The organism is Streptomyces sp. ISL-100 (genome assembly GCF_018614615.1).
Taxonomy (GTDB): Bacteria; Actinomycetota; Actinomycetes; order Streptomycetales; family Streptomycetaceae; genus Streptomyces.
Window position 1 is genome coordinate 188,145 of record NZ_JAGGOK010000069.1, and the last position, 12,651, is coordinate 200,795.

General features: G+C 69.0%; 12 protein-coding genes and 2 pseudogenes. 6 read left to right on the top strand and 8 right to left on the bottom strand.

What is annotated here, in order from left to right:
* Positions 1 to 105 precede the first annotated feature (105 nt).
* Both glnA and J7E89_RS41230 read left to right on the top strand, forming a co-directional pair.
* Complete coding sequence (gene glnA / locus J7E89_RS29775) at positions 106 to 1,515, top strand: type I glutamate--ammonia ligase (RefSeq protein WP_214977560.1); 1,410 nt, start codon at positions 106 to 108, stop codon at positions 1,513 to 1,515.
* Between the two features lie 634 nt (positions 1,516 to 2,149).
* Positions 2,150 to 2,446, top strand: coding sequence for a hypothetical protein (locus J7E89_RS41230; RefSeq protein ID WP_251061239.1), 297 nt, complete (start codon positions 2,150 to 2,152; stop codon positions 2,444 to 2,446).
* Between the two features lie 10 nt (positions 2,447 to 2,456).
* On the opposite strand, the pseudogene J7E89_RS41235 reads toward J7E89_RS41230, so the two are convergent.
* A pseudogene (locus tag J7E89_RS41235) lies at positions 2,457 to 2,854 on the bottom strand (transposase); the annotation flags it as partial.
* A 272-nt stretch (positions 2,855 to 3,126) separates the two neighbouring features.
* On the opposite strand from J7E89_RS41235, the gene J7E89_RS29785 reads away from it, so the two are divergent.
* Positions 3,127 to 3,315, top strand: coding sequence for a hypothetical protein (locus tag J7E89_RS29785; protein ID WP_214977562.1), 189 nt, complete (start codon positions 3,127 to 3,129; stop codon positions 3,313 to 3,315).
* Positions 3,312 to 3,578 (top strand): hypothetical protein, encoded by a 267-nt coding sequence (locus tag J7E89_RS29790; protein WP_214977602.1) that lies wholly within the window; start codon positions 3,312 to 3,314, stop codon positions 3,576 to 3,578. The genes J7E89_RS29785 and J7E89_RS29790 overlap by 4 nt, the downstream gene beginning before the upstream one ends.
* A 227-nt stretch (positions 3,579 to 3,805) precedes the next feature.
* On the opposite strand, the pseudogene J7E89_RS29795 reads toward J7E89_RS29790, so the two are convergent.
* The 7 genes and pseudogenes from J7E89_RS29795 to J7E89_RS29825 all read right to left on the bottom strand — a co-directional run bounded on the left by J7E89_RS29795 (position 3,806) and on the right by J7E89_RS29825 (position 11,265).
* Positions 3,806 to 4,706 (bottom strand): annotated as a pseudogene (locus J7E89_RS29795) (aminoglycoside phosphotransferase family protein).
* A gap of 80 nt (positions 4,707 to 4,786) precedes the next feature.
* A complete protein-coding gene (locus J7E89_RS29800) occupies positions 4,787 to 6,799 on the bottom strand; it encodes a serine/threonine-protein kinase (protein ID WP_214977563.1) in 2,013 nt (670 codons plus the stop codon).
* The gene (locus J7E89_RS29805) at positions 6,796 to 7,113 is read right to left on the bottom strand and encodes a hypothetical protein (protein ID WP_214977564.1); all 318 of its coding nucleotides are present in this window, start codon (positions 7,111 to 7,113) and stop codon (positions 6,796 to 6,798) included. The genes J7E89_RS29800 and J7E89_RS29805 overlap by 4 nt, the downstream gene beginning before the upstream one ends.
* 63 nt (positions 7,114 to 7,176) lie before the next feature.
* Positions 7,177 to 9,009 carry a choline/carnitine O-acyltransferase gene (locus J7E89_RS29810; protein WP_251061240.1) on the bottom strand — a complete coding sequence of 611 codons (1,833 nt, stop codon included), beginning with the start codon at positions 9,007 to 9,009 and terminating at the stop codon, positions 7,177 to 7,179.
* Positions 9,006 to 9,839 (bottom strand): class I SAM-dependent methyltransferase, encoded by an 834-nt coding sequence (locus tag J7E89_RS29815; RefSeq protein ID WP_214977565.1) that lies wholly within the window; start codon positions 9,837 to 9,839, stop codon positions 9,006 to 9,008. The genes J7E89_RS29810 and J7E89_RS29815 overlap by 4 nt, the downstream gene beginning before the upstream one ends.
* Positions 9,840 to 9,911: 72 nt before the next feature.
* Complete coding sequence (locus J7E89_RS29820) at positions 9,912 to 10,781, bottom strand: arpA protein (protein WP_214977566.1); 870 nt, start codon at positions 10,779 to 10,781, stop codon at positions 9,912 to 9,914.
* Between the two features lie 211 nt (positions 10,782 to 10,992).
* A complete protein-coding gene (locus J7E89_RS29825; protein ID WP_214977567.1) occupies positions 10,993 to 11,265 on the bottom strand; it encodes a hypothetical protein in 273 nt (90 codons plus the stop codon).
* Between the two features lie 113 nt (positions 11,266 to 11,378).
* On the opposite strand from J7E89_RS29825, the gene J7E89_RS29830 reads away from it, so the two are divergent.
* On the top strand, positions 11,379 to 11,738 hold the full coding sequence (locus J7E89_RS29830) for an arsenate reductase family protein (RefSeq protein WP_214977568.1): 360 nt from the start codon (positions 11,379 to 11,381) through the stop codon (positions 11,736 to 11,738).
* A 77-nt stretch (positions 11,739 to 11,815) separates the two neighbouring features.
* Complete coding sequence (locus tag J7E89_RS29835) at positions 11,816 to 12,649, top strand: hypothetical protein (RefSeq protein ID WP_214977569.1); 834 nt, start codon at positions 11,816 to 11,818, stop codon at positions 12,647 to 12,649.
* Positions 12,650 to 12,651: the final 2 nt, after the last annotated feature.

Sequence of the window (12,651 nt, forward strand, 5' to 3'; positions counted from 1 at the left end):
TTGAGAAATCCGGTCTGCCTATGGTCGGGTCCAGCGTGTGCCACCGCACTGGCCGCACGGAGAGCTGCAACCCCATCCCCACCGGGTGGGAGTAGGAGGAGTTGGATGTTCCAGAACGCCGACGACGCGAAGAAGTTCCTCGCCGACGAAGACGTCAAGTTCGTCGACGTCCGGTTCTGCGACCTGCCCGGAGTGATGCAGCACTTCACGATCCCGGCCGCGGCGTTCGACCCGAACGAGGAGCTGGCCTTCGACGGATCGTCGATCCGCGGCTTCCAGGCCATCCACGAGTCCGACATGGCGCTCCGCGCGGACCTGTCGACCGCCCGTGTTGACCCCTTCCGCAAGGACAAGACGGTCAACATCAACTTCTTCATCCACGACCCGATCACGGGCGAGCAGTACAGCCGTGACCCGCGGAACGTGGCGAAGAAGGCCGAGGCTTACCTCACGTCCACCGGCATCGCCGACACGGCGTACTTCGGCCCCGAGGCCGAGTTCTACGTGTTCGACAACGTGCGCTTCCAGACCTCCGCGAACGAGTCCTTCTACCACATCGACTCCGAGGCCGGCGCCTGGAACACCGGTGCGGTCGAGAACAACCGTGGCTACAAGGTCCGCTACAAGGGTGGCTACTTCCCCACCCCGCCGGTCGACCACTTCGCCGACCTGCGTGCCGAGATCTCCCTGGAGCTGGACAAGAACGGCCTCCAGGTCGAGCGTCAGCACCACGAGGTCGGCACGGCCGGACAGGCCGAGATCAACTACAAGTTCAACACGCTGCTCGCCGCGGCCGACGACCTGATGCTCTTCAAGTACGTCGTGAAGAACGTCGCCTGGCGCAACGGCAAGACCGCGACCTTCATGCCGAAGCCGATCTTCGGTGACAACGGCTCGGGCATGCACGTCCACCAGTCCCTGTGGTCCGGCGGCAACCCGCTGTTCTACGACGAGCAGGGTTACGCGGGCCTCTCGGACATCGCCCGGTACTACATCGGCGGCATCCTGAAGCACGCCCCGTCGCTCCTGGCCTTCACGAACCCGACGGTGAACTCGTACCACCGCCTGGTGCCCGGCTTCGAGGCCCCGGTCAACATGGTCTACTCGCAGCGCAACCGCTCGGCGGCCATGCGTATCCCGATCACGGGCTCGAACCCGAAGGCCAAGCGCGTCGAGTTCCGCGCCCCGGACCCGTCCTCGAACCCGTACCTCGCGTTCTCGGCGCTCCTGATGGCGGGCCTGGACGGCGTAAAGAACAAGATCGAGCCGGCCGAGCCGATCGACAAGGACCTGTACGAGCTGGCTCCGGAGGAGCACGCGAACGTCCAGCAGGTCCCGACCTCGCTCCCGGCCGTCCTCGATGCGCTGGAGGCGGACCACGACTACCTGCTGGCCGGCGGCGTCTTCACCCCCGACCTGATCGAGACGTGGATCGACTACAAGCGCGTGAACGAGATCGCCCCGATCCAGCTCCGCCCGCACCCCCACGAGTTCGAGCTGTACTTCGACATCTAGGAAGGCCCCGGCGGGAGCGGTTTTTGCGCTCCGGCTGAGCCGTCTGTGGGCCGTCGGCCGTGCCCTTCCCTCACCGGAAGGCGCGGCCGACGGCCATTTTTCGTGGACTCATGCCGTACGAACGTCTAGCGACCGACTGATCCGATCGGCCATCGCTAGCCGGCCACACAGCAGCCTTGCTGACCCTCTCGGCTGGACAGGACGCTGATTGGAGAGACGGACGCCAGGGCGCTTCTTTCCGATCACCTGATCGTTGGTTTGGGGGTGTCGTTGGCGCCCGACGCGGGGCCGATGCGGCTCTACCGCTACGTGGATACGGAGAGGAACTCCTCGACCTGATGGTCGGCGCGGTGTAGCAGACGTTCGTTCGGCCACAGCATCAGTAGCGCCGCCCTCGGTCATGAGCGGTCGACCTCCTCGGCGCGGTCGGCGACGAGGTCGTGGAGAGGCACGGGTTACGCGCGAGCGGCCTTGCGGCCCCCTGCTGGCAGGCTGGCGGTCTGCCCCGCACGCAGATTTAGCCAGGCGTGACCATCCAGCCCACAATGGAATTGGTGACTAGTGCGACGCGGCGCCACCTCCGAACGCCTGCGTCGAATCGTCGAACGACACGACACCGAACGAGGAGGACCCCATGTACGTCGTGGTCCAGCACAAGATCTTGAACCCGGAGACGGCGTTTCCCCGTGGCCAGGCCCTTATCGACGGCACCGGAGCGCCCGACGGCACCCGCGTGCTGCAGTTCTACCCGCACGTCGACGGATCCGTCGTGACGTGCCTCTGGGAGACGAAATCCGTAGCAGACGTCCAGGGCTTCGCCGATACAACTCTCGGTGACTCGAGCGTAAACGTGTGCTACGAGGTCGACGCGGAGAAAGCATTCGCCGACCGCCCTGCCGGCCTGAGGCCGAAGTCGGCTCCTGTCACCTAGGTCTTCCGGATCACCTCGCGGACCAGATGAAGATGCCCGCGATGTGCAGGGCGGCGAGGTAGACGGTGGCGGTCTTGTCGTAGCGGGTCGCAAGACCGCGCCACTGCTTGAGCTTGTTGATGGACCGTTCGACCATGTTCGCCGCTTGTAGGCGTCGCGGTCGAAGGCTGGCGGCCTGCCGCCTGCCCGGCCGCGCTTCTTTCGGTTGGCGATCTGGTTAGCGGGCTGGGGGATCACCGCACGGATCCCGCGACGACGCAAATAGGTGCGGATCGCGCGGGAGGAGTAAGCCTTGTCCGCCAGGACAAGATCCGGTGTCGTCCTGGGCCTGCCGAGTGCCCGGGGAACACGCAAGCGCGCCATGACCTGCGGGAATGCAGGTGCGTCACCGGCCTGACCGGGTGTGATGAATGGCACACCGTGTCCTTCGCCCCAATGGGATTTCCACACCGTCAGCAGACCTTTGACGAAGACCGAGCGCTCGCAATTGGACCAGGTACCCGAGGTCAGCAAAGAGGCAGAACGGCTGCTGGCCGGGCTCGTCTGTCGCATCGCAGCCAAGGAACCCCAAGGCAGATGGGCGATCGGCAACTGGTTCTCCGACCCGCTCGAACGCCCCGGCTGGCACCACAACGGAGACGAAGGACGAGAAGCAGCTCAGCGGGTCGGGTCACCAATGGATGCTCCGGTGGAACGGCTTCCCTTATGCCGACGATGTGGCCGCCTCGCTGACCAGCGGGCCGGTCGGTCTTCCCGGTGCCGTCGCGCGTGTTGACGGCGACTACATCTACGTCAGACTCGGCCGCGCGGTCCTGCGCCTGTCCGCGCGGCGCGCCCCGGCTCGGCATAAGGCGGAGGCGGCGCTATGAAGTGGGACGACTTGACCCTGCTCATCCTCGCCGCGTTCGGCTGCGTCACGCTACTGCTGACGCAGATCAGCGAGGTGCTGTCGAGGCTGCCACAGATCATCCGCGCGTGGCGGCAAGTACGGCAGGAACTCAGCGGTGGTGCCGATTCCGGCTCTCGGGACCACCCAGCGAGTGCCACCAACCCGGGCATACTCGCGGCCGACCCCAGCCGTATGCGGCGCCATACATCCGGTGAGCCGGAAGCAGACCGAGACGAGGGCTGATCCGGTCAACAGCGCCGTTGCTAGGAGCCGCTTGCGGGTGGTAGCCGGCAGCCCGGCCGCCCTCGCCCAGCATGTGCTCCCGTCAGTGCATTCCCGAGCTGTACTACGACCTCTAGGCCAGCCGCAGGTCAGAGCGGTTTTCCGCTCCGGCTGACCGTCTGTGGGCCGTCGGCCGTGCCCTTCCCTCACCGGAAGGCGCGGCCGACGGCCATTTTTCGTGCCGGGCCTCAGGCCTCTGCCAGCACCGTCCGGATCACGTGCCGGGCGTTGTGTGCCATCGCCGGGTTCGTCCTCCGGTAGTACGGCAGCGCGATCAGGGCCGGCGAGAGCGTCCGGCCCCGGCCGCGGGTCCAGGTCGCGTTGTCCACGCCGAGTACCTCGCGGAAGGCGTCTCTCGCATCGGCCGGCAGCAGGTTCCACGCCGGGAACAGATCGCACGCCGGATCGCCCACCCCCATGCACCCGAAGTCGATCACCGCGAGCAGCCTGCCACCCTCCACCAGCAGATTGCCCGGCATGAGATCGGCATGCAGCCACACCGGCGGCCCGTCCCAGCCCGGGGCCCGCAGCGCGTCCTCCCATACGGCAGCAGCGGCATCGCAGTCGACGCCCTCCTGCGGGATCCCGCGCAGTTCCTCGATCGCCGCCCGGGTCTCCGCATCGAGCGAGGCGACCGGCCCGCCGCGGTGGGCCTGCGGCGCCCCGGGCAGGGTGATGCTCCGCATCGCCGCCACGAACTCGGCCAGGTTCTTGGCCAGCAGCACGGGCTCGGTCAGCGCCCCTGGCTCGGGGTTCTCCCCCGCCAAGCCACCGGTACACCGACCACGGCCACGGGTACCCCTCCGCCGGCTCCCCGGCCCCGAGCACTTCGGGGACGGCCGTGGGCAGCCGGGGCGCGAGGCGGGGCAGCCAGTCCTGCTCCAGCGATACGTCCGTGGCTCCGCCCTTCACCAGCGGCAGCCGTACGACCATGCTTTCGCCCAGCCGGTACATGGCGTTGACCGTGCCGCCGGACGCAACCCGCTCCACCGCCGACCCCGCCCACTGCGGGAACTGCCCGGCGATCAGCCGTCGTACGAGGTCGTCGTCGATGGGGTGCTGGCCGGGGTGCATCTGCCCTGCACTCATGGGGCGCCATCCGATCGCCGGACGCCGGCGGGCGTCAACCGCTTTCCGGCCGGAGAGCCGTGCGGAGGCCGGTCAGGGGCTCAGGTGGGGCACTCCGTCTCGGTGGTGGCTGTGCCCGAGTGGAGGATCTGGTAGCCGGACGCACCGGTCTGGGCCACGGCGTAGTGGACGTACGGCCACGTGCTGCCCCCGGCCCGCCGCTGTCGTACGAGGGCCCGGCACGTCTCGCCGGCGGCCATGTTCCCCCATGTCTCGACCTGTTCCTGGTTCCACATGACGTAGTTGGACCACACGTACATCGCCGAGCCGTCGGGGTCGAAGCCGACGCTGATGTCCTCGTGGCCCAGCGTCCGGTCGGTGCCGAGTGTCTGCCGCATCCCGTTCGTGGCCTCGATGATCTTCCGCGCCGTCCGGTCCGCGACCTGGATCTCGGTGCGGTCCGTGCTCGGGACTCCGGCCTCCGCCAGCCCTGCGTCAGTCGGCTGCCAGTCCTGACCTGCGGCCTCCTCGTCCGGTGCGGCGTCCGAGGCGGCGTCCGCGTCGGCCGCCGACAGGCACCTGGTGTTGGTGAGGAAATCGTCCTCCCAGGTCACCAGCGGGTCCCGGCCCGGCGTCCCGTTCACCATCACGTACTTGCGGTACGGAAGGTCCGGGTGCAGCCGGGGAATCACATCCTGCAAGGTCAGGCACATCGCCGCGGCGATCTCCGTCTCGGCGTACAGCCGCCCCGCCTCGTCGCCGGTGAGGCGGTAGGAGAGGTACACCTCCTTGCGGGGCTCGTGGAACGTCACCGTCTGCGGGGAGATCTCCATCCCTTCGACCTGAGTGACGCCGATGTCGTGCAGGACGGCGCGCGCCACGTCGTGTTCTCCACGGCCCTGCGCGGGGCGGGCCTGGCGCCATGCGTCCGCGCTCGCCCTGCCGTCGCCTTTCCCTCCGTCGTCCTTCTTGGCGTCGGCGGTGTGCGCCGACGGCTGTTCCGCTCCCGGCGAGGAAGAGGGAATGGCAGGAGTGGCGGTTCCTGGCGCGCCCGCGCGGGCGCCTGACGTGTCGTCCTCCGGTACGAGGGCCATCGCGCCGCCGGCCAGTGCGCCCACGACGGCAGCGGCCGCCAGGACCATGGCTACGGTGCGCCGGCGTGAACGTACGGGCGGGACATGCCAGGCCGGGTCGTCCAGGGTCGGCATGTCCCATTGGACGGCCACGAGTTCGCCGACCATGGTCGGCTCCGTCCCGGCGTTCACCACCTGGGTCGTCTGGGCGGCCAGCAGCCCCGCGCATTCCTCGGCGGCCTCGGCCGCCGGGGGCCGTTCGTCCGGAGCCTTGGCCAGGGCCCCCTCCACGATTTCCAGCAGCCCCTCCGGTACGCCGTCGAGTTGGGCGGGTTCCGACATGACGCGGAAGGCGACCACGTCCGGCGCGCCCGTGCCGAACGGCAGCCGTCCGGTGGCCGCGTAGGCGACCAGCGCTCCCCATGCGAACACGTCGCCCTCGGGTCCGGCGGTGCCGTTGCGGTAGTGCTCGGGACTGATCCAGCCGGGGGTACCGGTCATCACCCCGGTACGGGTGACACTCGTACCGTCGAGGGCGTGGGCGATACCGAAGTCCAGTACGCGGGGGCCGGCGGGGCTGAGGATCACGTTCTGCGGTTTCACATCGCGATGGACCACATCGGCGGCGTGGATGGCGGCGAGCGCGGAAGCGGTACCGGTCGCGAAGGCGTGCAGGCTGCCGCCGGCCAGCGGCCCGTGGGCGGCCAGGTGCTCGGTAAGGGTGGGGCCGGGTACGTACGCGGTGGCCAGCCACGGCGCGGCCGCGTCCGGGTCGGCCGCCAGCAGCGGGACCAGGCACGGTCCGGTGACCCGCCGGGAAAGTTCGACCTCGCGCCTGAACCGGGCCCGGAATTCCGGGTCTTCGGCCTGCGCGGGATGAATGACCTTGACCGCCACGCGCACCCCGTCGGGGGCGAGGGCGGCATGGACGGTGCCCATGCCGCCCGAGCCCAGGCGGCCGACGATCCGGTACGGGCCTATGCGGGCGGGGTCGCCCGGCCGGGCGGGCAGGACTCTCCCGCCCGCGCCCACGACGCTCACGAAGCGGCGGTGTGGGCGGGGTGGCCGGTGTGGAGCAGGTCGCCCCACGCCCAGCTCAGAACCGGAAAGCCGAGCGAGTCCAGTGCGAGCCGGGCGGTCTTCACGTCGTTCAGTTCGCTGTGCGCCGCTTCGTTTATCAGTTCCGTGACGTAGTAGAGGCCGGTTCCTACGAGGGCATACCAGGCGCGGTGCTGATTGAACGCCTCACTGTCCGCCGGTGCCAAGCGGGAGGCCGCCGCCTCCACGTCGTCGCGGGTGATGGCGTACCGCGTCCCGTCTACGGTGAACTCGGCTTTGGCCGCTCTGCTGTTCACTGTGCTCCTGCCTCCTGTGATGGGGTGGAGCGTTGGATGTTATCGAGCGCAGCGCGGAGCGGGTCAGTCCGACCGCCTCTCGGGCGCGAGCAGTTCGCGCAGTTCGGTTACCGCTTCGCGGAGGCAGGTGGCGAAGGTTTGCATTTGGGCGGCCACCGGGAGCGGGGTGCTCAGGTAGAGGTTGAAGCGGTGGGGCAGGAGTACGTAGGCGACGCCGATGCAGCGGGGGCTGGTGGAGCCGAAGCCGAAGTACTGGATGTTGGCCGAGGGGGCTGAGCTGGTGCTCAGGTAGTCGTCGCGCGTCTTCAGCCAGCCCGGCGTGCGGTAGAGGGGCGGCTGTTCCGTTACGCCCAGTTCCTTGCCGCGGCGGCGCTGGATCAGTTCCAGTTCCCACAGGTGTTGCTCGGGTGCCTGGCCCGCCTGGCATTCCTTCGCGCGCGTCACGTGTTGGGCGGCGGCGGCGCGGAACGCGGTGCGCCGCGTGTGTGCGTCCGTCGTCGGATCGTCCATCGTCGTTACGAAGTCCTGCATCTCGGGGGTGACTACGCGCATCGCCTCCGTGCGGCCGTGCCGGTATTGCCGGGTGGCGATCGATTCGTACGTGGCGCCCAGGTGGCCCTTCGCGCGCTGGTGGGCCAGTTGGTAGGCGACCTGGACGAACGCGTCCGGTGAGACGCCGAGTGCCTTGGCGGCGTCGGCGCCGAAGTCCTCGAAGGAGACGGTGCTGGTGGCCGTGTTCTGCCCGTACTGCGCGAAGGCGTTGGCGGCGGAGCGTACCTGGGCGCGGAGGGTGTCGTTCAGGTCGAACGTGATGGGTTCCGGGGCCGGCGCGCCCTGGGGACACGCTCCGGACCGGCGGGAGTGCTCGTCGGCGGGGGTGCTCAGGAGGGCGTCGGTGAAGCTGAGGATGGTGGTGCCGTCCAGCTCGCAGTGTTCGACGTTGATGCCCGCGCGGCCGTCTGCGAAGACGATGAAGGACACGGCCTTGTCGAACCAGCGGTTGCCCCGGTCGCCATACAGCAGTTCGTCGCACACCGCCTGAGTGTCCGACGGTGCGAAGTATTCCAGGGAGAGGCAGAACAGGGCGGTCTCGATGGTGTTCAGTGCGTCGGCGTTACGCGCGTGGCACGAGAGGAGTGTCTGGCGGGCCGCCGCCCACTCCGCACGGGCCATGGTGGTGAGGTGGCCGACGGAGGTATTGGGGGCGGGGGGTACGGCGCCGGCCTTCATGACGGCGCGCAGGCCTGTCCGCAGGTCGTCCAGGCTGTGCGGCACACCGTCCGGGCCGAGCACGTCCAGCCGGAACATGCCGCCCCTGAAGAACACCACGATGTGGCGCGCCTCGGACGGGCCCGGGGACGCTTCGGAGTAGGGGCTGCGGACGGTGTCCAGTTCCGCCCCGGGAATGCGGGTCGCGGAGAACAGGTACTTGTTCTGCACCATCGACTGGGGCGCGCCGCGCTGTACGACCGGCGGGATCAGTTCCTGGTCGAGCTGCTGTTTGTAGTGGAGAGCTCCCGCGATGAGGCCCGCCGCCCGCTCCACCTGCTCCTCACCGGAGTCCTTGAACAAGAAGAAGAAGTTGGCGTTGAGGGCGATCCGGTCGCGACGGCCCAGGTAGCGGTACGGCCAGAAGGTGTCGAGCCAGCTGTGTACGCCGTCGGTGGCGTCGTACTCCTCCAGGGCCCTGTGCAGGACCCGTCCGGGCCCCTCCGGGCGGAGGAAGGCGGCCACTTCCGCCTCGGTGGCCGCCCGTTCGTCGGCGGTGAGCAGCGGTGCGCACCAGGCGAGGAACCGCTCGCAGCTCGCCTCCAGCGTGGGCAGCGGCACGCGCGGCAGGCGGTCCTCCTGGGAGAAGGTCGTGTCGACGGCTGCTGTTGCCTGGCTCGTGTTCAATTCTGTTCTCGATTCGGGTCGTGGGGACCTGTGGTTGTGGTGGGGCGGGACAGGTAGAGCTGCGCGTAGAGCCAGCCTTCCGCCTCCAGGCCCCGCGCATCCACCCCGGCGGCCGCCAATCTGTCCAGTACGAGCGACTGCTCCTCGGGGGAGGCGAACCGTCGCTGCTTGAACACCTCTTCGACTCGCACGGTCCGGTAGCCGAGGCCGCCCAGCGCGTGCTCGACCGGGTCGAACGGGAACATCCGCAGCACGAAGTGCGCCATCCAGGGCAGGCGGCCGCCCTGCGCCCGGACGACCCGGGTGAGCGTCCGCTCGGTTACGTACCCGAGGCAGCCCGTCGAGATCACCAGGTCCGTCCCGGCGAACTGGGCGCGCTGCTGGGGCGTGGGCTCGTTCTCCTCCAGGTCGGCGTTCACCGCGTCGTCGAGGAACCCCGCCTCCAGTGCGTAGGACAGGGCGCTTGAAGAGGTGTCCAGGCCTACGATGCGGATGCCGCGCACGGGACGGCGGGAGCGGGACAGCTCCCGGTCGCGGGCGAGCAGGGCCTGGCGGTCTCCCCCGTCGCTGTAGCGCGCGTACAGCTCGTCCATGGTCGCGTCGTACTTCAGCAGGGCGGCGTTGATTCCGTACGAGCAGCCGATGTCCAGCACTTTCGGCTCCGCCACCTGCTGGGACTCCCCGTACTCCTTGATGAGCTTCGTGAAGTAGGGCTTCGCCAGCTGCGGAACGCAGTAGCCGAGCGGCCGCAGGACGCTGAAGTAGGTGCGCGGGTCGGGCTGCGTGTAGATGTGGTCGAGCGAGACTTTTCCGGTCGCGTCGAAACGCACAGGGCTTGCTCCTCCGGGATCGGCAGAGTGGCGAAGTGTCGCGCGGTGACTCGGTGGCTCGGTGGCGCAGTGCTAGTCCAGTAGTCGGTCGCCCCGGACGGCCCGGCCTTCGGACGCCAGGTGCTCGGGCAGTACCCGGCCGAAGAGCTGCTGGGTCCTTGCCACGTTCCCGATGACGCCGGGGCGCTCGCTGTAGGCGAATATCGCGGAGTGGCGCGCGACTTCGCCCCGCACGGGGCTTACCCGGTGCAAGGAGTAGCGGCCCTTGAACAGCTGGAGGTCGCCCGGTCGCAGGGGGAGGCGGCGGGTGAGGCGCTCGCCCCGGCCGTCCAGTACGTCGCGGACGTCGTCGAAGCTTTCGTCGTACGCGGACCTGATGTTCGGGCAGTACTCGAAGTCGCCACCGGACTGCGGCTTCTGGGTGAGCATGCTCACGGTGAACTCGTTGGTGTCGAAGTGCCAGGGGTGCTCCTTCCCCGGCGCGACGACGTTGAGGACCAGCCCGGAGAGCGGGTCCGCCAGCTCGTGCAGCGCCGGCAGCCCGAAGCAGCGCGCGACGAACCGCTGGAACACCTTGTGTGAGTACAGACGGCTGATGAGGGAGCCCACGGGGATGCGGTCGCGGGCGACGAACGCGTTGCCCCGCTGGAAGGTTCTCCGGCCGGGGTGGTTCTCCGGCAGAGCGGAGCCCACCGCGATGTTGTAGACGTTGACCGTTTCGACGTCGGAGTGGGCCCGGGGGGCGATGGCCGAGCACTCCTGCCGCAGAACGTCGCGGAGCGACGGGCGGATGAAGTCCGGCAGCACGGTGCAGCCGAGAGCCGACAGGTCGTGCCGGGCACGGGAGACGATGTCCCGCCCCTCGGGGCTTTCGAGTTCCGACAGGGGATAGCGGGCTGTGTCGACCACCTGGTCGAGCGCTGCGGCTTCCAAAGTGCTCATCCCAATCTCCTTGCGTGGATACCCCGTGCTCCAGACCGCATGTGGGCAGATCGCGATTTCCGAGCAACTTTACTGATCGGTAATGAAGTTGAAGGCGTCTGTGACGCGTCACACTTCCCATGGCGGAGGACCCCACCGCGGATCGGGGAGTGCCCTTTTCCGGCCAGAGGCGCGCCTTCGGCCGTGCCGAAGACGCGCCCCCCGGCTCAGTTCAGCGGCCGTAGCGGATCAGCGTGCGCACCATCCGGCACGTCGTGTCCGACGGCGGGTGAATGCCGATGAGCTCCGCGGTGGTGCGTATCTTGCGGTTGGGTGCCTGCGACGGGTGGTACACACCCGTGTCGAGCAGCGCGATGGCCAGGCGCATCGCCTTGAGGCGGCGGTTGTGGGTCTCGTACCACGCGCGCGGCCGTCCGGCCGGCAGTGGGGTCTTCGACAGGGGTTGCGGAGCGATCGAGAACAGTGCGGCTGCGGCCATGGGCATCCTCCTGGGGCGGTCGGGAACCCTCTCTGACTACCTCGATTTTACTGCCCACCACTGACAATCGGCCCTGGCCAGACGCCGTTTGACGGGTGCCTGGAGGTACGGTTGTGGCCATGGAGATCTGGATCAATCCCGCATGTTCGAAGTGCCGCAGCGCCTTGCATCTGCTGGACGAGGAGGGCGCCGATTACACCGTGCGCCGCTACCTCGAGGACGTACCGACACCGGACGAGATCCGTGCCGTGCTGGAGCGGCTCGGGCTCGAACCGTGGGACATCACACGTACGCAGGAGGCGGCGGCGAAGGAGCTGGGCCTCAAGGACTGGGCGCGGGACGCCGGTTCGCGGGACCGGTGGATCGCGGCCCTCTCCGAGCACCCGAAGCTGATCCAGCGGCCGATCATCACGGCGGAGGACGGTACGGCCGTGGTGGCGCGTACGGACGAGGCAGTGCGGGACGCCATGTCCCGGTGAGGGGGCACAGGGGGCGATATGGGTAGTTCGTCACCCGACGGGACTTGGGCGGGATACCGCTGCTACCCTCCGCGGCCATGACTTCTGGTGATCATGGTCCGTACGGTTCCTACCGGCCCCCGTTTCCGCCTCCCCCACCGCCCCCGCCCCCGGCCCCGCGGTCCAAGCGCCGCACCTGGCTCATCGCCGGCAGCGCGGTGGCCGTGGTCGGGGTGCTCTCCTCTGTGGCGGTGGGTGCGGTGCTGTACGTCGCCCAGGGGGCCGGCTCCCTCGTCGATACGGCCCGTACGAAGGGCACGCCGTCCTCGCGCCCGGCCGCCCCGGTCCCCTCGGTCAGCGCCGCGCTGCCCTCCGACGCACCCGCCGCGCTTCCCTCGCTGCTCGCGCGTCCCGTCGTACGCCCCGCCCAGGCCTTCCCGGTGAAGACCGTGCGGCTCGCAGACGGCACCGTCTACCACCGGGTCGACGTGGGCACCACCACCGAGTGCGAGCGCGGCATGTCCCAAGAACTCGCCGGGCTCATAGCCCAGGGCGGTGGGTGTCTGCAGCTGACGTCCGCCCTGTTCACCGATGCCGAGCGGCGCTCGCAGGTGACCGTCGGCGTACTGAGCCTCAAGCGGGCCGAGGACGCGGCGTCGGTCTTCGGGATGGTCTCGATGGACCCGGTCACCTACCAGGTCGTCTCGCTCGATCCGCCACCCGGGGCCGGCCTGCCGACCGTACCGCCCGGATCCGCGGGGGTGTTCAGGCGGCTGATGACGGTCCGGTCGGTCGTCTTCGCCAACGGGCAGTGGGCGGACGGCTCCCAGACGCGCGAGGCGGAGCTGACCGAGCAGGCCACTCGGCTCCTGACGTACGTCAACAAGAACGTCGTGGCGCACGAGCAGGGGAAGGGGCCGGGAACTCCCTGAGT